Below are 20214 nucleotides of genomic sequence, written 5' to 3'. Positions count from 1 at the left end.
GAATCCTCGGTGTTCGTACCGCCCTCGCGGGCGGGCGGACGCCGAGGACTCTGATCGAGCGGCACAGCGCCGCGTGGCTGCCCGCGGGCCCTGCCGCGGACCAGGTGTGGGGAGAGCATGGACGAGGGCAAGCCCACCGGACCGAAGGCGAAGTGGTGGAGCCGCCCGGCCGAGCGCACGTCCGAGGACCGTGAGCGGGTCCCGGACGGCGAGACATCCGAGGACCGGGGCGCGCGGGAGGAGACGGGGGACGACTCCAAGTCCCCTTCCGCAGAGGCAAGTTCGCAGACCACGCAGGCCGGGCAGACCACGCAGTCCGCCCAGCCCGCCCAGGCGGCGGAGGGCTCGCAGGACTCGGAGAACTCCGGGGCCGCCTCCGAGGGCGCTGCCGCTGCGACGCCCGCGTCCGCGCCCAAGGCCAAGACCGGGGTGACGATCGCCAAGGGCGCGGCTTCCGGTACGCAGGAGGCGCGGCCCAAGCCGTTGCACGACCCCGACCCGTACGGCACGCCGCCCTACGGTGAGCCCGGGCCCTGGGCGCCCGCGCCGCCCGTGCAGCGCCCCGTCCCGACTCCCGCGCAGGGAACGGCAGTTCAGCCTCCGGCCCCGCAGGGCACGCCGGCGCAGGGCACCTCCGTACCGGCGTACGCGGTGCCGCCGACGCAGCACGCCCAGACGACCCCGGCACCGACCCCGGCACCGGCGGCGGCCGCGGCACCCGCGCAGGGAACGCCCCCGCACGGGACGACCGCCAACGGCACCCCGCACCAGCCGCAGCCGCAGCCCCAGGCCCACCCGCAGCCTCAAGCCCAGCCGCACCCGCAGGGGCAGTGGCAGCAGTACGACCCGTGGCGGGCGCCGCAGGGGCAGCAGCCGTTGGTGTTGGCGGACGGCCCCGCGCCCGCGAAGGCGCCGCGGCGGGGGCGGCTGTTCGTCGCCGCGCTCGTGCTCGCGCTGGTCGCGGGCGGTGTCGGCGGCGGCATCGGCGCGTACCTGGAGCGGCACGGCGGCATCACGACCGTGGAACTCCCGCAGGCGGACACCGATGCGAAGCAGCGGCCGCCGGACAGCGTGGCCGGGATCGCGGCGAGCGCCCTGCCCAGCGTGGTCACCCTGCACGTCAGCGGCGGCAGCGCGCAGGGCACCGGCACGGGCTTCGTGCTCGACGACAAGGGCCACATCCTCACCAACAACCACGTCGTGGAGCCCGCGGGCGACGGCGGCGAGGTGTCCGTGACGTTCAGCGGCGGCGAGGTGGCCAAGGGCCGGGTCGTCGGACGGGACTCCGGGTACGACCTCGCGGTGGTCAAGGTGTCCGGGGTGAGCGGGCTCAAGCCGCTGCCGCTCGGCAACTCCGACGACGTGCAGGTCGGCGACCCGGTGGTGGCCATCGGCGCGCCCTTCGACCTGTCCAACACGGTGACCTCCGGGATCATCAGCGCCAAGGAGCGGCCGATCACCGCGGGCGGCGAGGAGGGCGACGGCAGCGACGTGTCGTACGTGGACGCGCTGCAGACCGACGCCCCGATCAACCCGGGCAACTCGGGCGGTCCGCTGGTCGACCACAAGGCACGCGTCATCGGCATCAACAGCGCGATCCGCTCGGCCGGCAGCGGCTCGGAGCTGGACGGCGGGCAGTCCGGCTCGATAGGCCTCGGCTTCGCCATCCCGATCAACCAGGCGAAGCGGGTCGCCGAGGAGCTGATCAACACCGGCAAGGCCACGCATCCGGTGATCGAGGTCACGCTGGACACGCGGTACACGGGCGACGGCGCGCGCGTCGCCAAGCAGGGCGCGAACGGCGGCCCGGCGGTCGCCCCCGGCGGGCCCGGCGCCAAGGCAGGCATCGAGCCCGGCGACGTGATCACCGAGGTGGACGGCCAACGGGTGCACTCCGGCGAGGAGTTGATCGTCAAGATCCGCGCCCACCGCCCCGGCGACCGTCTCGAGCTCACCCTGGAACGCGACGGCGAGGAGCGCACGCTGTCACTGGAACTGGGCGCGGCGGGCGGCTGACCCGCCGGGCCGCGGGCGGGCCCGCCCTGCGCGGGCGCCGCTTCATCCCGTGCACGTGCAACGGCCACCGAACCGCCCCGGGACAGTACCGGCAGTACAGGAACGCCGGGTACCGTGGTTGCGGCCCGTACCCCGGATTCCGTCTCTCCTGTCCCGGGCCGCGGACAGCGCAAGGAGCTGCAAGGTGTTCAATGACATAGGCGCACTTGAGCTGGTGACGCTCGTGGTCCTTGCCGTGCTCATCTTCGGCCCGGACAAGCTGCCCAAGGTCATCCAGGACGTCTCCGGCTTCATCCGTAAGATCCGCGCGTTCTCGGACAGCGCCAAGCGGGACATCCGCGAGGAGCTCGGCCCGGAGTTCAAGGACTTCGAGTTCGAGGACCTCAACCCCAAGACGTTCATCCGCAAGCAGCTGGACAACGACGACCTGGGGCTCAAGGAGATCCGCAACGGCTTCGACCTCCGCAAGGAGATCACCGACGTCACCGACGCCGTGAACGGCCACGAGGCCGAGCCGGTCGCGTCCGGCTCCGGCCCGGACCTGAGCAAGGGCGGCGGCAGCCCCGACCTGCAGAAGAAGCCGCAGAGCCTGGCCAAGGACGAGCGCCCGCCGTTCGACTCCGACGCGACCTGACGGGGCGTACGACGAAGCAGGCGCGCCCGTACGCGTGCGCCGGTGCCCCGGCCCGGGTGCGACCCGCGCGCCCCGGTGAAGTCCGGCTCGGCGAAGCGGGGTGGCTATTCTCCTCTGTTGTTGTCCGGACTCAGGACGCCCGAGGGGGGCGGGCCGCTCCGGACCGGCGAAGAACGAGGAGGCGGCCGGGTACATGGAGACGACGAGTCACACAGGAGCGCGCGCGGTCGACGGCTACTTGCTGGCGTCGTTCCCGTGGTACGGCCTGGACGAGGCCTTCACGGGACCGCGCTGGCTGATGCAGGTCGGCGCGGGCGCGGACGGGACGGTCGAGCACGGCTCCATCGGGCACGGCGACGAGCCCACGCCGCGCGCCGAGGACGCCGGGGCCAAGGAGCGGTTCGCCGTGGTCGTGACCGTGGCGGCCAACCCGGTCCGCCGCAGCGGCGACGGCACGGGCGTCCTGGAGGCCACATCGGTGTCGTCGGCGGCCTGGCTGGCGGGCGTCGGCCTGCTCACCCGCACCTGGCCCCAGCAGCTCGACCACGCGCTGCGCGACGACTGGCTGGACCAGCAGACCGAGACCGCCTGGGTGCTCGCGGACGACCTGGACAGCGAGCCGTGGACGACGCTGACGCTGCCGGTCGACGGCGTGCCCACCCCGTTCCACTACCGCGAGTCCGAGTTCGGCTGGGTCCTCGCGGGCTCCACGCAGGGCGGCGCCCACCTCGGCGCGTACGGCCGCGGCATGAGCGCGTACGGGCTGGGCTTCTCGGCGATCAAGGACATCGCCGAGTACGACGGCCGGTAGCGCGGATACGCGGAAGGGGGCGCCGTCAGCGAATGACGGCGCCCCCTTCTACGTACAGGCAGAACTCAGAACTTGTTCTTCGGCGTGATGCCGAGCGACATGCCCGACAGGCCGCGCTGGCGGCCGCCCAGCTTGCCCGCGATGGCGCGGAGCGCCGAGCCCGCGGGGGAGTCCGGGTCCGTGAGGACGACCGGCTTGCCCTCGTCGCCGCCCTCGCGCAGGCGGACGTCGATCGGGATGGCGCCGAGGACGGGCACCTGGGTGCCGGTGGTCTTCGTGAGGCCCTCGGCGACCTTCTCGCCGCCGCCGGTGCCGAAGACGTCCACCATCTCGTCGCAGTGCGGGCAGGGCAGGCCCGACATGTTCTCGACGACGCCGACGATCTTCTGGTGGGTCTGCACGGCGATGGAGCCGGCCCGCTCGGCGACCTCGGCCGCGGCCTGCTGCGGGGTCGTCACGACGAGGATCTCGGCGTTCGGCACCAGCTGGGCCACCGAGATCGCGATGTCACCGGTGCCGGGCGGCAGGTCCAGGAGCAGGACGTCCAGGTCGCCCCAGTACACGTCGGCGAGGAACTGCTGCAGGGCGCGGTGCAGCATGGGGCCGCGCCACACCACCGGGGCGTTGCCCGGCGTGAACATCCCGATGGAGATGACCTTCACGCCGTTCGCCGCGGGCGGCATGATCATGTTCTCGACCTGGGTGGGGCGGCCGTCCGCGCCGAGCATGCGGGGCACGCTGTGGCCGTAGATGTCCGCGTCGACCACGCCGACCTTCAGGCCGTCGGCGGCCATCGCGGCGGCGAGGTTCACCGTCACCGAGGACTTGCCGACGCCGCCCTTGCCGGAGGCCACCGCGTACACCCGGGTCAGGGAGCCGGGCTTGGCGAAGGGGACCTCGCGCTCGGCGGTGCCGCCGCGCAGGGCCTCGGCGAGCTCGCGGCGCTGCTCGTCGCTCATCACGTCGAGCGTGACGTCCACGGACGTGACGCCCTGGACGGCGGAGACCGCCTCGGTCACGCGGTTCGTGATGGTGTCGCGCATCGGGCAGCCGGAGACCGTGAGGTAGACGGTGACGGCCACCGCTCCGTCGGCCCCGATGTCGACCGATTTGACCATGCCGAGCTCGGTGATCGGCCGGTTGATCTCGGGGTCGTTGACCGTGGCGAGCGCCTCGCGGATCGCTTCTTCGGTCGGATACGTGTCGGTAGCCATACGGGAATGGTACGGCGGGCCGGTGCAGGTGAGGGAAGGGCTATCGGCGGTCGCCTTCGTCACGCAGCAGGGCTTTCTCGGCCGGGACCACGTCGAATCGTTCGTCGAGCCGCTCGTCCATGTCCTTGACCAGGTCCTGGAGTTCCGAGCGGATCCAGTCCCGGGTCGCGACCTCCCCGAGGCCCATCCGCAGCGCGGCGATCTCCCGGGTCAGGTACTCGGTGTCCGACATGGACCGCTCGTTCTGCTTGCGGTCCTGCTCCAGGTTGACCCGGTCCCGGTCGTCCTGCCGGTTCTGCGCGAGCAGGATCAGCGGGGCCGCGTACGAGGCCTGCAGGGAGAGCATCAGGGTCAGGAAGATGAACGGGTACTCGTCGAAGCGCAGGTGCGTGGGGCCCGCCACGTTCCACAGCACCCACACGATGATCAGGACCGTCATCCAGACGATGAACCGGCCGGTGCCGAGGAAGCGGGCGATCTTCTCGGAGAGCCGGCCGAAGGCCTCCGGGTCGTACTCGGGCAGCAGCCGGCGGCGGGGCGGGCGCGGCTGGTCGAGGCGGATCCGGGGGCGGCCCGGCTCGGTCCTGGCCAGCTCGCGTTCGCGTTCCCGCTCGCGCTCCCGGTCGCGGTCACTCACCACCCGGGTTCACCTCCCCGGCCAGATGGAACTCGGTCTCGCGCCAGTCGTCGGGCAGCAGGTGGTCCAGTACGTCGTCGACGGTGACGGCGCCGAGCAGCGAGCCGCTCTCGTCGACGACGGGCGCCGCGACCATGTCGTACGTGGCGAAGAAGCTGGTGACCGCGGGCAGCGGGGTGTCCGGACGGAGGCTCTGCAGGTCCTGGTCGATGACGGTGCCGACGAGGGTGAACGGCGGGTCGCGGAGCAGTCGTTGGAAGTGCACCAGGCCCAGGTACTTGCCGGTGGGCGTCTGGTCGGGCGGGCGGCAGACGTAGACCTGCGCGGCGAGGGCGGGGGAGAGGTCCTGCTGGCGGACGCGGGCGAGGGCGTCGGCGACCGTGGCGTCCGGCTGGAGCACGATCGGCTCGGTCGTCATCATGCCGCCGGCGGTGGACTCCTCGTACTGCATGAGGCGCCGCATGTCCGCCGCGTCGGCGGGCTCCATCAGGCCGAGCAGGCGCTCCTGGTCGTCCTCGGGGAGCTCGGCGAGGAGGTCGGCGGCGTCGTCCGGGTCCATGGCCTCAAGGACGTCGGCGGCGCGCTCCTCCTTCAGCTTGCCGAGGATCTCGATCTGGTCGTCCTCGGGGAGCTCTTCGAGTACGTCGGCGAGCCGGTCGTCGTCGAGCGCGGCCGCGACCTCGGCCCGGCGCTTGGGGGAGAAGTGGTGCAGCACATTGGCGAGGTCGGCCGGGCGCAGCTGCTCGAACGAGGCGAGCAGGGACTCGGCGCCCTGGCCGTGCTCCTCCAGGGAGAACCCGGTGACCGCCGACCACTCCACGGTCAGCGTCTCCCCCTTGCGTCGGAGCGCCCCGCCCTTGCCCTTGCGGACGAAGACCCGGTCGATCTCCCAGTCGCGGCGGGCCGGGAGCTGCTGCACGGAGATGTCGAGGACGGTGACCTCCTCGCCGGTCTCGACGAGGGTGACGCGCCGGTCGAGCAGCTCGCCGAGGACGAGCCGCTCCGTGGGCCGCTGCTCGAACCGCCGCACGTTCAGCACGCCGGTGGTGATGACCTGGCCGGACTCGATGCCGGTGACCCGGGTCATGGGCAGGAAGATGCGGCGCCGCGTGGAGAGTTCGACGACCAGGCCGAGCAGCCGCGGCGGGCGCCGGCCGACGCGGAGCATCGCGACGAGGTCGCGGACCCGGCCCACCTGGTCGCCGTTCGGGTCGAAGACGGCCGTGCCGGAGAGATGGGAGACGAAGATCCGGGAAGCCGCCGCCATCGCCCGCCTCCTTCGCCCGCATGTCCGGTGCCGCTGTCGGTTTTCGTACGCACATCTGACGGTTTGCGGGCTTCAGGCTAGCCCGTCCCGGTCGGATGCGCCCTGGTGGGCGGTCCAGAAGGCTCTCTGCCGGGCGGTGCTCACGGCCCGGGTACTCTGCCGTACTGTCGCTCCGAACCCCACACGAGAGGCAGCCCCGCACGTGACCGCTACCGCCCTGGGCCGAGCCCGCCGCACCGCACTCGCCGGCGCCGTCTGCATCGGCCTGGTCGCGGGGATGACGGGGCTCGTCGGGTGCGGCGCCGAGGAGGACCCGGACGCCGGGACCAACGGGGTCGGCAAGCTGTCCGCCGCGAAGATCCAGCGCAAGGCGCAGGCCGCGGCGAAGAGCGCGAACTCCGTACGGCTCGCCGGCTCGGTGGTCAGCAAGGGCGCCACGTACAAGCTGGACATGAAGCTGACCGAGGACGGCGGCAGCGGTGAAGTGCGGTCCAAGGACCGGACGTTCGAGCTGCTGCGGGTCGGCGGGCAGCTGTATCTGAAGGCCGACGCCGACTTCTGGGCCTCGCAGGGCGGCCGCGGCGAGCAGGGCGCGCCCGACTCGGCGGACGAGGTGGCGGCCGACAAGCTGGACGGCAAGTACGTCAAGGTCCCCGAGGGCGACCCGGCGTACAAGCAGCTCAGCGGCTTCACCGACAAGGGGCTGCTGCTGGACGGGCTGCTCACGCTGCACGGCAAGCTGTCGGCGGGCGAGCGCGGCACCGCCGACGGCAAGCGGACGGTCAAGGTCAGCGGGGACAAGGGCGCGGGCGGCACCCTGCACGTCTCCCTGGAGGGCACCGCGTACCCGCTGCGCCTGGAGCGCGCCGGCGGGGCCGGCACGCTCCGGCTGACGGACTGGGGCACGGACTTCCAGTTCCGCAAGCCCGACGGGCGGGACGTCCTGGACTACGGCAAGCAGCTCCCGACGTCCTGACCTCCCGGCCCGGGGAGGGTCACTTGCGGAGATGGCCGAGGACGCTGTCGGCCGTCGCGCGCAGCGCCTCGCGGGCCTCGTCCGTGTGGTCGATCGTCTCGAACCCGTGGTGCCCGGTGGGCAGTTCGACCACCTCGACGCGGGCCCCGGACTCCTCGGCGGCCGCCAGGAACGCGTCCTGGGTGGCCGCGATCTCCGGCAGGTCGAGGCCCACCCGGCCCAGCACGACCGGCAGCTCGCCCGCCCCGGCGACCGCCCGCGCCGGGTGGAACCGGGTGCTGCCGAGGCCCCAGCTCGGCAGCGGCGCGAGCACCGGATAGGTCGCCGCCACGCAGCGCAGCCACCGTGGCGGCGCCGCAAGCCAGTCGGCGGAGAGCAGCCCGCCGCCGGAGAAGAACCACAGCGCGACCCGGTCCGCGTCCACACGCGGGTCGGCCCGCAGGAACTCGACCGCGGCGGCCACGTCCTCGGCGGCCCGGGGATAGTCCGCCAGGTCGTGCAGGCGGTGGTCGACGACGGCAGCGAACACCCCTTCGCCGGACAGCAGTTGGGCGTAGCCCACATAGCCGGGCCAGTCGCGGGGCGTCGGCGGTACGCCCTCGGGGACCGGGCCGCCGTGCACGATCAGGACGGCGGGGCGGGGGTCCGTCCCGGACGGGTCCGGTGCGTACAGGTCGACGCGGCCCGTCCGCTCGCGCGGCCGCTCCGGCAGGTCCAGGAGGAACGGCCGCAGGTGCGAGGGCGGTCCGTCCGGTGCGGTGAGCCGCTCGCCCTCGCCGGCCGCGGCCCGCAGCAGCAGCGCGGCCAGCTCGTCCGGCGCGGACAGCATCGGCCAGTGCCCGGCGGCCAGTTCGAGGAACCGCACCTGCGGCTCGGTCAGCGCGAGCAGCCGCGGTTCGCCGAGGCCGAGGATCTGCCGCAGCACGGCCAGGGACGAGCCGTTCTCCGTGCACAGCACGCCGGTCGACGGCAGCGCGGCGACCTCCGGCGGGATGCGCACCGGCCGGGTCAGGGTGGCCGCGGGCTGCGGGGCGGCGCGGGCCGCGAGCCGGTCGAGCGCTGCGGACGGCACGTCGTCGAGGCTGCCCCAGCGGGCCCAGTGCGCGGGGGAGGGCGGCGGCGGTACGTCGGCGGGCGCCGAACTGGTCTGCTCCGCAAGGGAGTTGCGTACGTCCGGGTCCGGGACCAGGGCGAGCGCCGGGTCGCCGTCCCGGGCCGGTGCGGTGTCCACGTACACGATCCGGGCGATCCGGTCCGTGCGGCGGGCGGCGGCCTCCAGGGCCGGGTGGATGCCGTAGCAGTGGCCGACCAGGACGACGTCCTCGGTCGCGGGCAGCAGATCGATGTGGCGCACGACGTCGTCGATGTGCGTGCCGAGGTCGACGGAGGCGGTCAACTCGCTCTCTTCGTACGGGTGTTGAGTTCCGCTCTCGTTCCGCATGCCCGTGAGCGTCACCGGGTGCGCCTCCGCCCCGGCCGCGCGCAGCCGTTCGGCGGTCTCCCGCCACACCCAGCCGCCGGTGTGCGCCCCCGGCACCAGCACGAACGCCGTCATCCCCATCTCCTCCTCGAACCGAAGCGGTCGTACGAGCGCCCGGCCCGGCCTCGTCGGCGGGCGGCGCTCGCCGGTACCGTAGGAACTCCCCCTGAGGGAGGTTCAAGCTGTGTCGCCCGACGGCCTGTGGTCCATCGGCGAGCTCGCCGAGCAGGCGGGCGTCACCGTCAAGACCGTGCGTTTCTACTCCGACAGCGGACTGCTGCCCGAGGCCGCCCGCAGCTCCGGCGGCCACCGGCGGTACGGCGCGGACGCGCTCGACCGGCTCCGCACCATCCGCGCGCTGCGCACCCTCGACCTGCCGGTCCCCGACGTGGAGCGGGTCCTGTCCGCGGGCGGGGACGGCGCGGGCGGCGACGGGAGCGACGGGGGCGGCGGGGGCCTGGCCTACGAGGCGCTGGAAGAGGTCGTCGCCGACCGGCTGCGCGGCATCGGCACCCAACTCTCCGCGCTGCGCTGGCAGGAGGCGGCGCTGCGGCTGCTGCACGACTGCCCGCCCGAGGAACGCGCCGAGCGGCTGCGGCTCGTCGGCGCGGTCACCGTCCCGCCGAGCACGGACGCGCTCGCCCGGTTCTGGCGGCGCTGGCTGCCGCCACGGCTCCCCGCCGCGGTGCGGGCGGCGGTGGTCGAGCAGGCGGTGCCGCAGCTGCCCGACGATCCCGCTCCGCACCAGGTCCTTGCCTTCGCCCGGCTGCACGCCTTCGTGACCGGGCCCTGCCCGGGCGGTGTCGTACGGGACGACTGCCAGCCGGCGGCGCACCGGGTCGACGAGGGCTACCGGCCGGAGGTGCTGTACCTCGGCCTCGCCGAGGCGTTCGCCCTCGCGGACCCCGTGCTGCGGTCCGGGCGGCCGCCGGGCGCGGGGGAGGAGCTGGACGCGTTCGTCGGGGCGTATGCGGCGGCTCGGGGGGTGCGGGACACGGGGGAGTTCCGGTGGGGGTTGAGCCGGGTGCTGGCGGGCGATCCGCGGATCGATCGGTACTGGGAGTTGGTGACGGTGCTTACGGGGGAGCCGAATCCTGGGGTTGCGCACGAGTGGTTGAGCGACGCGCTGAACACCACGTTGCAGTAGCGACCCCCAGGGGGCTCCGCCCCCGGCCCCCTGGCTCCTCAATCGCCGGAGGGGCTGTCGGGGTTCGTCGTCGGCTTTCCCGCCGTCGTGGCTGGTCGCGCAGTTCCCCGCGCCCCCTATCGGGGCACGTCATCCCGCCCCGCCGCTGTGGGCAGGCGTTCCGCAGGGCGGAACGGGTGGGCACAGCGGCACCACGACGGCGGGCCAGCCGAACGACGACCCTCCCCGGGGAGCCTCTCCGGCGTTTGAGGAGCGGGGGCCGGGGGCGGAGCCCCCTGGGGGTGGCCAGGTCAGGAGGACTTGAACCTTTGCAGGGCCTCCACCACCAGCGCGTGGTCCTCCCGTTGCGGCAAGCCCGACACCGTCACCGTACCGATGACCCCCGCGTCCCTGACCGCGATCGGGAACGAACCGCCGTGGGCCGCGAAGCGGTCGGGGTCGAGGCGCGAGGACGCTTCGAACGTCGTGCCCTTGGCGCGGAAGCGGCTGCCGACCAGGTACGACGAGCAGCCGTACCGCTCGACCACCCGCCGCTTCCGGTCGATCCACGCGTCGTTGTCGGCGCTGGAACCCGGCAGCGCCGCATGGAACAACTGCTGCCCGCCGCGCCGGACGTCGATCGCGACCGGCGCCCCGCGCTCCCGGGCCAGCTCGACGAGGAGCGTGCCGAGCGCCCACGCGTCGTCGTACGTGAACCGGTCCAGGACCAGGCGGCGTTCCTGCTCCTCCAGGGCCGCGATGTCGCCGCTCGCAGCGCCGCTCGCCGGGCTGGCGCTCGCAGCGCCGCCGCCCGCGGGGCTTCCGCTCACCGGTCCGGCCCTCACAGCGCCACCGTCACACCGTCGCGCGCCGATGTCCGCGCCGCCTCCAGGACGTCCAGGGCCGCCGCGGCCTCGTGCGCGGTGACCGGGTTCGGGGCGCCTTCGCGGAGTGCGGCGGCGATCGCGGCGTAGTACGCGGGATAGTCGCCCGGCAGGGTCGGTTCGGGGCGGCCGCCGCCGGTCAGCGGGGACTCCCCGGACCCGACGCGGCCCCACATCGACTCGCCCTCCACGCCCCACGGCTCCTCCCCGCCGGGGCGCAGGCCCTCGCGCAGGGCGGCCTCCTGCGGGTCGAGCCCGTACTTCACGTACCCGGCGCGGGAGCCCAACACCCGGAAGCGGGGGCCGAGTTGGGCGGTCGTCGCCGAGACGTACAGGTGCGAGCGGACGCCGTTCGTGTGCGTGATCGCGATGAACGTGTCGTCGTCGGCCTCAGCGCCCGGGCGGCGTACGTCGGACTCCGCGTACACCGAGGCCGCCGGGCCGAAGAGGACCAGGGCCTGGTCGACGACGTGGCTGCCCAGGTCGTAGAGGAGCCCGCCGATCTCCTCGGGGGCGCCGGACTCGCGCCAGCCGCCCTTGGGCTGCGGGCGCCAGCGCTCGAAGCGGGACTCGAAGCGCTGGACCTCGCCCAGCTCGCCCTCGTCGAGGAGGCGGCGCAGGGTGCGGAAGTCGTTGTCCCAGCGGCGGTTCTGGAAGACCGACAGGAGCAGCCCGCGCTCGTCCGCGAGGTCCGCGAGCGCGCGGGCCTCCGCCGCGGTGCCGGCGAGCGGCTTGTCGACGACCACCGGCAGGCCCGCCTTCAGGGCGGCGGTGGCGATCGGCACGTGCGTCTTGTTCGGCGAGGCGACGACGATCAGGTCCAGCTCGTCCGCCCGCTCCCACAGCTCGTCCGCCGAGGCCGCGCAGCGCAGACCGGCGCCGTGCTCGGCGCGGGCCTGCTCCTGGCGCTCGGGGTTCGAGGTGACGACGGTGTCGAGCACGAGGCCCTCGGTGGCGGCGATCAGCGGGGCGTGGAAGACGGAGCCCGCAAGTCCGTACCCGACGAGGCCGACGCGCAGCGGGGCCGAGGGCGCCGGGGTGGCCGGGGAGGAGTCCTGGGAGGTCATGCCGACCACTTAAGCAACGGTGTTGCCAAAGTGCAAGCGGAGGCGACAATAGGCCTGTGAGCAGCACCGAAAGCCCTTCCCCCGGCCCGTTCCCGCCGCGCCCCGCCCTGCGTACGCACAACGCCGCGCTCGTCCTCGACCTGCTCCGCGCGGCGGGGCCCGAGGGCATCAGCCGGCTCGAACTCGCCGAGCGCACCGGGCTCACCCCGCAGGCCGTCAGCAAGATCACCGCGCGGCTGCGGGCGGAGGGCCTCGCGGCGGAGGCGGGCCGGCGCGCGTCGACGGGCGGGAAGCCGCGTACCGTCCTGCGGCTCGTGCCCGGCGCGGGCGGCGCGGTCGGCCTGCACCTGGACCGGGACGCACTGACCGCCGTCGCCGTCGACCTCGCAGGCACGGTCCTCGCCGAACGCCGCGCGCCCCTCGCCTTCGCGTCCGGCGCGGAAGCGGTCGTGGACACGGCGGTACGGGAGGTCGCGGCGCTGCTCGACGAGGCGGGGGTCGCGCCGTTCGGCGTCGGGGTCGCACTGCCCGGGCCGCTCGACCACGCCACGGGTGTCCTGCACCGGGTCACCGGCTTCCCCGAGTGGGACGGCTTCCCGCTGCGCGAGACGCTGGCGCGGCGGCTCGGCCTGCCGGTCGTCGTCGACAAGGACACCAACGCGGCCGCCCTCGGCCTCGCCCTCGCCGGGGCGACGGGTTCGGCGGACGGCTCCTTCGCGTATCTGCACCTCGGTACGGGGCTCGGGGCGGGCCTCGTGCTCGGCGGTGCGCTGCATCGCGGGGCGCGTACGGGGGCGGGTGAATTCGGCCACCAGGTCGTGCAGTTGGACGGCCCGCGGTGCGGATGCGGCAACCGGGGCTGCGTCGAGGCGCTCTGCCTCGCGGCGGTCGCCGCGCACGCCCCGGACGAGGCGGCACGGGTCCTCGGCGCGGGGGCGGCGAACCTGGTGGGGCTGCTCGACGTGGACCTGGTCCTGCTCGGCGGGCGAGTGGTGGCGGAGGATCCGGAGCGGTACGTACGAGGGGTCGCGGCGGTTCTCGCGGCCCGCGCCCGGCGCGTGGGTGGGGCTCCGGTGCCGGTGCGGGCGGTGCGCGGGGATCAGGCGGTTCTGGCGGGCGCGGCGCAGTTGCTGTTGGCCCCGCTGTTCGGCCGAGGCTGACCGACGCCCACCCCAGGGGGCTCCGCCCCCGGCCCCCGGCTCCTCAATCGCCGGAGGGGCTCCATCCGGTCGTCTTTCGGCTTGCCCGCCGTCGTGGCTGGTCGCGCAGTTCCCCGCGCCCCTTATCAGGGGCTACGCCCCTGGCCCCTCATCGCCCTGCGGAACGCCGGCCCACAGCAAGGTGTGCCCCGATAGGGGCGCGGGGAACTGCGCGAGCAACCCAGACGGCGCCGCAGGCTTTCGGGAAGGGGCGGGGAGGGGACCCGATCGAGCCTGTCTGGGGGCACCTCCCAGCAGTAGCTGGGGGAGATTGAGGACGCGAGCCCGCAGGGCGATGCAGGGGCAGACGTCGAAGCGGGCCGCAACCCGAACTCCGCCGCGCGAGCGGGATCGCGACGTCGAACGGCCGCACCCGCTCGTGGCGGCACCCCCCACCCACCCCCGCATGGCAACGTCTGGCCCGGCCCCCCGCCAAGCCGACGCACCGAGCAGAGGTAACGCATGCGACTCCGCACCGCTCCCGCCCTCGGCCTCACCGCCGCCGCCCTCGCGGTCGCCTCGGCAGCCGTACCCGCCGAAGCGTACGAGGGCGCCCCGTACCGTGCCGTCGCCCGCGAGGTGACCTGTGACGAGGGCCGGGGCGCCGACTTCCCGGTGACGAGCCGGCTGCGCGGCGGGCCGGACGCGTACCACCCGGGCGACCGGCCGCGCTCGTTCGAGCTGGAGCTCGCCAACACCGGGAAGCGGACCTGCGGCGACATCCACCCCGTCGTCGTCCTGCTGGACCGCGAGCGGGAGTTGCGCCCCGGCCAGCTGCGGCTGGAGTTCCGGGACCCGGACGGGCACTGGCATCCCGTCCCGTTCGAGCGGACCGACGAGGACGAGAACGTGGGCGTCTTCGACGACGGCTTCACCGGGTTCTCGCTCGCCCCGGGCGCCTCCGTCACCGTCCCGGTGCGCCTCGCGTTCGCTGCCGACGCGGGGGAGAACGAGGTCACCGTGCAGGTCGCCGTCGTCCAGCGCAGGGACGGGGACGGCGACTGGGTCGGGCAGTCCGGCGCGTACACGTTCTCGCTCGGCGCGGACCCGGCGTCCGACGGCACCGGCGGGATGCGGCCGCCGTCCGAGCTGGCCGCCACGGGCCCGCTGCGGGGACGCGTGCTCGTGGGGTACGGGATCGCCGCGGGCCTGCTCGTGGCCGGGGGTGTCGCCCTGGTCCGCGGCGCGCGCCGGATGCGCGGGCGGCGCGCGGCCCACCTCTGACCGGCTCCGCCCCGCCGGACGTGGCGCGCGGCACACCTCTGACCGGCTCCGCCCCGCCGTACGCGACGCACGGCCCTCGCATCCCGCTACGTACAGTTCCTCCGTGGACTACCCCAGCGATCAGCATCCCGGCGCCCCCGTCAGGGCGGGTGTGCCCGAGCACGGACGGATCCCCAAGTACTACGCGGTGAAGACGCAAATAGCGTCCCTGCTCGACGAGTTGGGGGAGGGCGGCCTGCTCCCCACCGAGCGGGAGCTGACCGTCCGGTACGGCGTCGCGCGGGAGACCGTGCGGCAGGCGCTGCGGGAGCTGCTGCTGGAGGGGCGGCTGCGGCGGGCGGGCCGCGGCACCGTCGTCGCCGGGCCGAAGCTGGAGCAGCCGCTCGCGCTGGCCAGTTACACGGAGGGCGTGCGCCGGCAGGGCCGCACCCCGGGGCGGACGCTGATCTCCCTCGACCGTTTCCCGTGCCCGGACGCCCTGGCCGACGAGATCGAGGCCGAACGGGGCGAGCCCGTCTGGCACTTGGAGCGGGTGCTGCTCGCCGACGACGAGCGGGTGGGCCTGGAGAGCACGTACGTCAGCGTGGCGCGGGTGCCGCGGCTCGACATCGACTTCGACCCGGACTCGTCCTTCTACGCCTATCTGCACGACGACCTCGGCATCGGCTTCGGCTCGGCCGAGGAGCGGATCGAGACGGTGCTCGCCACCCCGCGCGAGGCGCTGCTCATCGGCACGCCGCCCGCGCTGCCCATGCTGCTGATCCACCGGGTCTCGCGGGACACCGAGGGGCGCCGTCTGGAACGTGTGCGCACCCTGTTCCGCGGTGATCGCTTCAGCTTCACCACGCATCTGGCCAGCCGTAACTGACACTGCTTTCGCGGTGCCCGAACTGCCGTGACCTGAGCGGCAGTTCGGGCATTTCGCGCGTTCAGGCCGCTCGTGAGGTCACGGGAAGATAACGGGTCTAGGCCAAGTTTGGGTGCTCGTTCACCTTCCCGTTGCTCGACGGTCCGGATCGGGACACCGGATCCCAGGACTGTCGACGGCATGAGAGTCGTAGTCGTAGGAGCCGGCGTGGTGGGGACCATGCACGCCTGGCATGCAGTGGAGCGCGGCCATGAGGTCGTGCACATCGAGCGTGAGACCGAGGCCCGAGGGGCGTCGCTGCGCAACTTCGGGCAGATCTGGGTCAGCGGACGTGCGGGCGGCGAGGAGCTGGACACGGCGCTGCGCGCCCGCGAGCTGTGGGAGGGCATCGGCGCCCGCGTGCCGAAGCTCGGCTTCCGCGCCAACGGCTCGCTCACCCCCGTGCGCACCGCCGCCGAACTCGCCGTCGCCGAGGCCGCGCTGGCCCGCGACGACGCCCCCGCCCGCGGCTACAAGCTGCTCACCCCCGCCGAGGCCCGCGCGATCAACCCTGCCCTGCGCGGCGCGTTCGAAGCCGCCCTGTACTGCGAGCGGGACGCCGCCGTCGAGCCGCGCACCGCCCAACTCGCCCTGAAGGAAGCCCTGCTGGCCTCCGGCCGGTACACCTTCCTCGGTGGTCGCGAGGTCCGCGAGGTCATCGGCGAGAACGCCGTCCGCGACGACCACGGCGACGTGCACACCGGCGACACCGTGATCCTCTGCACCGGCGCCTGGCTCGGCGGTCTCGTCCGCGAGCTGGTCCCCGACCTGCCCGTGCGCCGCGTACGCCTGCAGATGATGCAGACCGACCCGCTCGGCGAGCCGCTCACCACCTCGGTCGCCGACGCCGACAGCTTCCGCTACTACCCGGCGTACAAGTCCGACGCGCTCGACGCCCTCAACGCCGGGCAGGCCCAGACGCCGACCGCCGCCGCGCACAAGATGCAGCTGCTCATGGTGCAGCGCAAGGACGGCGGCCTGACCATCGGCGACACCCACGAGTACGAGCACCCCTTCGCCTTCGACGTCGTCGAGGAGCCGTACGAACACCTCAAGCAGGTCGTCGAGGGCTTCCTCGGCCGCCCGCTGCCCCGCATCCGGCACCGCTGGGCCGGGGTGTACGCGCAGTGCACCGACACCTCCCGCGTCGTCCACCGCCAGCAGGTGCGGGACGGGGTGTGGCTGGTCACCGGGCCCGGCGGGCGCGGCATGACCTGTTCCCCGGCGATCGCCGAGAAGACCGCCGACGAGATCGGCTGGTGAGGAAGTTGACCATGAGTACGTATGAACCCCGCCTCGTCGTCCTCGACATGGCCGGCACCACCGTCGCCGACGGCGGCCTCGTCGAGCAGGCCTTCTCCCGGGCCGCCGAACAGCTCGGCGTCGAGCCCGGCTCCGCGGACCACGAGCAGAAGCTGCAGTACGTCCGCGACACCATGGGCGAGTCCAAGATCACCGTCTTCCGGGCGCTGTTCGGCGACGAGGAGCTCGCGCAGCGCGCCAACACCGCCTTCGAGGCCGCGTACGGCGAACTCGTCGACGGCGGCCGCATCGCCCCGATCCCGGGCGCCCGCGAGGCGGTCGAGGAGCTGCGCGCCGCGGGCCGCACCGTCGTCCTCACCACCGGCTTCGCCCGCGTCACCCAGGACGCCATCCTCGACGCGCTCGGCTGGCGCGACCTGGTCGAGCTGACCCTCTGCCCCGCCGACGCGGGCGGCCGCGGCCGGCCCTACCCGGACATGGTGCTCGCCGCGCTGCTTCGCACCGGCGCCGCCGACGACGTGCGCGAGATCGCCGTCGCCGGGGACACCGCGTACGACATGCGCAGCGGCCGGAGCGCAGGCGCCTCCGTCGTCGCGGGCGTCCTCACCGGCGCGCACGACAAGGACGCGCTGCGCGCCGCCGGGGCCACGCACGTCCTCGGCTCGGTCGCCGAACTGCCCGCGCTGCTCGGGGAGTTCGGGCGATGAGTGACGTCTCCGACATCGGCATCCGGTTCGACGGGGTGAGCGTCGCGTACGGCTCGAACACCGTCCTCGACCACCTCGACCTGACCGTCGAGCGCGGCGAGGTCATGGCGTTGCTCGGGCCGTCCGGGTCCGGCAAGACCACCGCGCTGCGGGCGGTCGCCGGATTCGTGCAGCCCGTACGCGGCCGGGTCCTCATCGGCGACCGGGACGTCACCGGGCTGCCGCCGCACCGCCGCGGCGTCGGCATGGTCGTGCAGAGCTACGCGCTCTTCCCGCACATGCGCGTCGAGGACAACGTCGCCTTCGGCCTCAAGGCGCAGAAGGCCGACAAGGCCGCGATACCCGGGCGGGTCGCCGAGGCCCTGGAGATGACCGGCATGGCCGCGTACGCCAAGCGGTACCCGCGCGAGCTGTCCGGCGGCCAGCAGCAGCGCGTCGCCATCGCCCGCGCGCTCGCCATCCGCCCCGGCGTCCTCCTCCTCGACGAGCCGCTGTCCGCGCTCGACGCGCAGCTCAGGTCCGGCATGCTCGCCGAACTCGCCCGGCTGCACCGCGAGTTGCCCGACGTGTCGATCCTGTACGTCACCCACGACCAGGTCGAGGCGCTCACCCTCGCCGACCGGATCGCCGTCATGGACCAGGCCCGCCTCCAGGACTGCGGCACCCCGCAGGAGCTGTACCGGTCGCCGCGCACCGAGTTCACGGCCTCGTTCGTGGGGAACGCGAACCTGCTGCCGGTGCGGGTCGGTACGTCCGGTCAAGTGCGGCTCGGCGAGGCCGAGTTGAAGGTCGACACGGCGGGGGTCGCGGCCGGGGCCACGGCCACCCTCTGCGTACGGCCGCACCTCGTCGGCCTCGGCGAGGGGGCGAACACCCTGCGGGGTGCTGTTGCCGAGGTTCAGTGGCGGGGCGCCACGCACCGGTTGTACGTCGACGTCGCCGGGCAGCGGGTCAAGGCGGACGTGCGGGAGTTGCGGGTCCCGCCTGCCCTGGGGGAGCAGGTTGCCCTGCACTTTGCTGCCGAGGACGCGGTGTTGCTGTCGGCCGGGGTGAGCGATGAGTAGTCCGACCGGGACCTTGACCGAATCGCGCCCGGCACCGGGGGTTGTGCCCACCCGTTCCGCCGTGCGGAACGCCTGCCCACAACGGAAACGGAGGGCGTGGGTGTGGGCGTTGCCGCCCGTGCTCGGGCTGGCGCTCGTCTTCCTCTATCCCCTCGTCCTCCTCGTCCAGCAGTCGTTCACTCCGCTCGAAGGCGGGATGTCCGTCCAGCCGTACGCGGACGTGTTCGCCGACCCCGCGTTCCGGGAGGCGCTCGGGACGACCGTGTGGCTGGCGGCCGGGGCGACCGTCGGGTGTCTCGTCCTCGGGTTCGTGCTCGCGCTCGTCATCGCGTTCGTGCCGTTCCCCGGGGCGAAGGCCGTCGCCCGGTTCGTCGACGTCTTCCTCTCCTTCCCGTCCTTCCTGATCACGCTCGCGCTGCTCTTCGTGTACGGCACCGTCGGCATGGCCAACGGACTGTGGACGGACGTGACGGGCGCCGCCGAGGGGCCGTTCCAGTTCCTCGGCACCCCGTGGGGCGTGCTGCTCGCCGAGATCACGTACTTCACGCCGTTCGTGATGCGGCCGCTGCTCGCCGCGTTCTCGCAGATCGACACCGCGCAGATCGAGGCCGCGTCCTCGCTCGGCGCGAAGGCCCCGCGGATCGTGCGGCAGATCATCCTGCCCGAGGCGCTGCCCGCGCTCGCCGCCGGCGGCAGCCTCGTACTGATCATGTGCCTCAACGAGTTCGGCATCGTCCTGTTCACCGGGGCGAAGGGCGTCACGACCCTGCCGATGCTCGTCTACAGCAAGGCGATCCTGGAGTCCGACTGGACCGCCGCCTGTGTCGTCGCCGTCGTCAACGTGGTGATCTCCGTGGGTCTCTACAGCCTGTACCGGGTGGTGAGCCGTCGTGTTGGTGCATAGCCGAGGCAGCAGGTGGGCGCTCTGGGCGCTGTTCCTGCTCCTGTTCGTGCCGCTGTTCGCGCTGCCGCTGCTCGTGATCGTCGCGGCCTCGTTCGCCACCAACTGGTCCGGCGCCTTCCCCTCCGGGCCGACCGTCGAGCACTACGCCGCCGCCACCCGCGGCGAGTCCCTGCAGGCGCTCACCACCAGCCTCGTCACCGCGCTCGTCGCCAGCCTGCTCGCGCTGCTCGTCGGCAGTTGGGCCGCGCTCGCCGCGCACGCCCTGCACAAGCGGGCCAAGCGGCTCATGGACACCCTGTTCATGCTGCCGGTCGCCGTGCCCTCGGTGGTCGTCGGCCTCGCCGTGCTCGTCGCGTTCTCGCAGCCGCCGTTCCTGCTCAACGGCACCCGCTGGATCGTGATCCTCGCCCACACCATCCTCGTCACGGCCTTCGCGTACCAGTCCGTGTCGGCCGCGATCCTCCGCCTCGACCCGGCCTACGAGCAGGCCGCCGCGTCCCTCGGCGCCCGGCCCTCGTACGTGCTGTGGCGGGTGAAGCTGCCGCTGCTTCTGCCGTCCCTGAACGCGGCCGCCGGGCTCTGCTTCGCCCTGTCCATGGGCGAGTTGAGCGCCACGATGATGCTCTACCCGCCGGACTGGATGCCCCTGCCCGTCCGCATCTTCACGGCCACCGACCGCGGTTCCCTCTTCACCGGCTCCGCCGTCGCCGTGGTCCTCATGGGCGCCACCCTCCTCGTCCTGCTCGCGGTCTCCCGAGTCCGTACCAGGGCCTCGTACCGCTGAGACCCGCGCCGAATCCCGCGCCGAACCCCCCGACGAATCCCCCGTAGAGA

The 20214-nt window shown here is 73.6% G+C and carries 19 protein-coding genes; 13 read left to right on the top strand and 6 right to left on the bottom strand.

Translation table 11 applies throughout. The annotated features are described in order from the left end of the window. Window positions 1–117: 117 nt before the first annotated feature. The 3 genes from ACIDOF_RS19765 to ACIDOF_RS19755 all read left to right on the top strand — a co-directional run bounded on the left by ACIDOF_RS19765 (window position 118) and on the right by ACIDOF_RS19755 (window position 3461). Entirely contained in the window at window positions 118–2016 is a 1899-nt protein-coding gene (locus ACIDOF_RS19765) for a S1C family serine protease (protein WP_409007254.1), read from the top strand. Window positions 2017–2200: 184 nt separating this feature from the next. Then, entirely contained in the window at window positions 2201–2650 is a 450-nt protein-coding gene (locus tag ACIDOF_RS19760; protein WP_409007253.1) for a sec-independent translocase, read from the top strand. Between the two features lie 193 nt (window positions 2651–2843). Next, window positions 2844–3461, top strand: coding sequence for a hypothetical protein (locus tag ACIDOF_RS19755; RefSeq protein ID WP_409007252.1), 618 nt, complete (start codon window positions 2844–2846; stop codon window positions 3459–3461). A 65-nt stretch (window positions 3462–3526) separates the two neighbouring features. Here ACIDOF_RS19755 and ACIDOF_RS19750 read toward each other — a convergent pair whose 3' ends face one another. From ACIDOF_RS19750 to ACIDOF_RS19740, 3 genes are read right to left on the bottom strand one after another with little or no spacing between them, the layout of a single operon-like run. Beyond that, window positions 3527–4675: an Mrp/NBP35 family ATP-binding protein gene (locus tag ACIDOF_RS19750; protein ID WP_409007251.1), complete on the bottom strand. Its 1149-nt coding sequence runs from the start codon at window positions 4673–4675 to the stop codon at window positions 3527–3529. A 40-nt stretch (window positions 4676–4715) separates the two neighbouring features. After that, complete coding sequence (locus ACIDOF_RS19745) at window positions 4716–5312, bottom strand: DUF1003 domain-containing protein (RefSeq protein ID WP_409007250.1); 597 nt, start codon at window positions 5310–5312, stop codon at window positions 4716–4718. Further along, window positions 5305–6579, bottom strand: a complete 1275-nt coding sequence (locus ACIDOF_RS19740) for a magnesium transporter MgtE N-terminal domain-containing protein (RefSeq protein WP_409007249.1) — start codon at window positions 6577–6579, stop codon at window positions 5305–5307. The genes ACIDOF_RS19745 and ACIDOF_RS19740 overlap by 8 nt, the downstream gene beginning before the upstream one ends. 202 nt (window positions 6580–6781) lie before the next feature. Between ACIDOF_RS19740 and ACIDOF_RS19735 the strand changes: the two genes are divergently transcribed. Continuing rightward, window positions 6782–7555 carry a hypothetical protein gene (locus ACIDOF_RS19735; RefSeq protein WP_409007248.1) on the top strand — a complete coding sequence of 258 codons (774 nt, stop codon included), beginning with the start codon at window positions 6782–6784 and terminating at the stop codon, window positions 7553–7555. Between the two features lie 19 nt (window positions 7556–7574). Here the strand turns inward: ACIDOF_RS19735 and ACIDOF_RS19730 are convergent, their stop codons facing one another. Then, window positions 7575–9110, bottom strand: coding sequence for an alpha/beta fold hydrolase (locus tag ACIDOF_RS19730; RefSeq protein WP_409007247.1), 1536 nt, complete (start codon window positions 9108–9110; stop codon window positions 7575–7577). Between the two features lie 109 nt (window positions 9111–9219). Here ACIDOF_RS19730 and ACIDOF_RS19725 point away from each other — a divergent pair, with 109 nt between their 5' ends. Then, on the top strand, window positions 9220–10182 hold the full coding sequence (locus ACIDOF_RS19725) for a MerR family transcriptional regulator (protein WP_409007246.1): 963 nt from the start codon (window positions 9220–9222) through the stop codon (window positions 10180–10182). Window positions 10183–10472: 290 nt separating this feature from the next. Here ACIDOF_RS19725 and ACIDOF_RS19720 read toward each other — a convergent pair whose 3' ends face one another. Both ACIDOF_RS19720 and ACIDOF_RS19715 read right to left on the bottom strand, forming a co-directional pair. Next, window positions 10473–10922, bottom strand: a complete 450-nt coding sequence (locus tag ACIDOF_RS19720) for a heme-degrading domain-containing protein (RefSeq protein WP_409007296.1) — start codon at window positions 10920–10922, stop codon at window positions 10473–10475. Window positions 10923–11002: 80 nt separating this feature from the next. Then, on the bottom strand, window positions 11003–12112 hold the full coding sequence (locus ACIDOF_RS19715) for a Gfo/Idh/MocA family oxidoreductase (protein ID WP_409007245.1): 1110 nt from the start codon (window positions 12110–12112) through the stop codon (window positions 11003–11005). Between the two features lie 56 nt (window positions 12113–12168). On the opposite strand from ACIDOF_RS19715, the gene ACIDOF_RS19710 reads away from it, so the two are divergent. The 8 genes from ACIDOF_RS19710 to ACIDOF_RS19675 all read left to right on the top strand — a co-directional run bounded on the left by ACIDOF_RS19710 (window position 12169) and on the right by ACIDOF_RS19675 (window position 20164). Beyond that, entirely contained in the window at window positions 12169–13272 is a 1104-nt protein-coding gene (locus ACIDOF_RS19710; protein ID WP_409007244.1) for an ROK family protein, read from the top strand. 501 nt (window positions 13273–13773) lie between these two features. After that, window positions 13774–14535, top strand: a complete 762-nt coding sequence (locus ACIDOF_RS19705; RefSeq protein ID WP_409007243.1) for a hypothetical protein — start codon at window positions 13774–13776, stop codon at window positions 14533–14535. A gap of 103 nt (window positions 14536–14638) precedes the next feature. Continuing rightward, window positions 14639–15403 carry a GntR family transcriptional regulator gene (locus tag ACIDOF_RS19700; RefSeq protein WP_409007242.1) on the top strand — a complete coding sequence of 255 codons (765 nt, stop codon included), beginning with the start codon at window positions 14639–14641 and terminating at the stop codon, window positions 15401–15403. 180 nt (window positions 15404–15583) lie between these two features. Beyond that, window positions 15584–16705 carry a TIGR03364 family FAD-dependent oxidoreductase gene (locus ACIDOF_RS19695; RefSeq protein ID WP_409007241.1) on the top strand — a complete coding sequence of 374 codons (1122 nt, stop codon included), beginning with the start codon at window positions 15584–15586 and terminating at the stop codon, window positions 16703–16705. An 11-nt stretch (window positions 16706–16716) separates the two neighbouring features. After that, complete coding sequence (locus tag ACIDOF_RS19690) at window positions 16717–17412, top strand: phosphonatase-like hydrolase (RefSeq protein ID WP_409007240.1); 696 nt, start codon at window positions 16717–16719, stop codon at window positions 17410–17412. Then, on the top strand, window positions 17409–18476 hold the full coding sequence (locus ACIDOF_RS19685; protein ID WP_409007239.1) for an ABC transporter ATP-binding protein: 1068 nt from the start codon (window positions 17409–17411) through the stop codon (window positions 18474–18476). Before ACIDOF_RS19690 ends, ACIDOF_RS19685 begins: the two co-directional genes overlap by 4 nt. After that, the gene (locus ACIDOF_RS19680; protein WP_409007238.1) at window positions 18469–19380 is read left to right on the top strand and encodes a 2-aminoethylphosphonate ABC transporter permease subunit; all 912 of its coding nucleotides are present in this window, start codon (window positions 18469–18471) and stop codon (window positions 19378–19380) included. The genes ACIDOF_RS19685 and ACIDOF_RS19680 overlap by 8 nt, the downstream gene beginning before the upstream one ends. Then, entirely contained in the window at window positions 19367–20164 is a 798-nt protein-coding gene (locus ACIDOF_RS19675) for an ABC transporter permease (protein ID WP_409007237.1), read from the top strand. Before ACIDOF_RS19680 ends, ACIDOF_RS19675 begins: the two co-directional genes overlap by 14 nt. The last annotated feature ends 50 nt before the right edge of the window (window positions 20165–20214 follow it).

Source organism: Streptomyces sp. Da 82-17 (assembly GCF_046098215.1).
Classification (GTDB): domain Bacteria; phylum Actinomycetota; class Actinomycetes; order Streptomycetales; family Streptomycetaceae; genus Streptomyces.
This window is presented reverse-complemented; position numbering and strand designations above follow the sequence as displayed.

Bases quoted from the DNA above. Each gene is read 5' to 3' on its own strand.
- ACIDOF_RS19685 (WP_409007239.1), top strand. From the start codon at position 17,409: ATGAGTGACGTCTCCGACATCGGCATCCGGTTCGACGGGGTGAGCGTC.
- ACIDOF_RS19705 (WP_409007243.1), top strand. From the start codon at position 13,774: ATGCGACTCCGCACCGCTCCCGCCCTCGGCCTCACCGCCGCCGCCCTC.
- ACIDOF_RS19765 (WP_409007254.1), top strand. From the start codon at position 118: ATGGACGAGGGCAAGCCCACCGGACCGAAGGCGAAGTGGTGGAGCCGC.
- ACIDOF_RS19680 (WP_409007238.1), top strand. From the start codon at position 18,469: ATGAGTAGTCCGACCGGGACCTTGACCGAATCGCGCCCGGCACCGGGG.
- ACIDOF_RS19715 (WP_409007245.1), bottom strand. From the start codon at position 12,112: ATGACCTCCCAGGACTCCTCCCCGGCCACCCCGGCGCCCTCGGCCCCG.
- ACIDOF_RS19755 (WP_409007252.1), top strand. From the start codon at position 2,844: ATGGAGACGACGAGTCACACAGGAGCGCGCGCGGTCGACGGCTACTTG.
- ACIDOF_RS19695 (WP_409007241.1), top strand. From the start codon at position 15,584: ATGAGAGTCGTAGTCGTAGGAGCCGGCGTGGTGGGGACCATGCACGCC.
- ACIDOF_RS19740 (WP_409007249.1), bottom strand. From the start codon at position 6,579: ATGGCGGCGGCTTCCCGGATCTTCGTCTCCCATCTCTCCGGCACGGCC.
- ACIDOF_RS19750 (WP_409007251.1), bottom strand. From the start codon at position 4,675: ATGGCTACCGACACGTATCCGACCGAAGAAGCGATCCGCGAGGCGCTC.
- ACIDOF_RS19730 (WP_409007247.1), bottom strand. From the start codon at position 9,110: ATGACGGCGTTCGTGCTGGTGCCGGGGGCGCACACCGGCGGCTGGGTG.
- ACIDOF_RS19690 (WP_409007240.1), top strand. From the start codon at position 16,717: ATGAGTACGTATGAACCCCGCCTCGTCGTCCTCGACATGGCCGGCACC.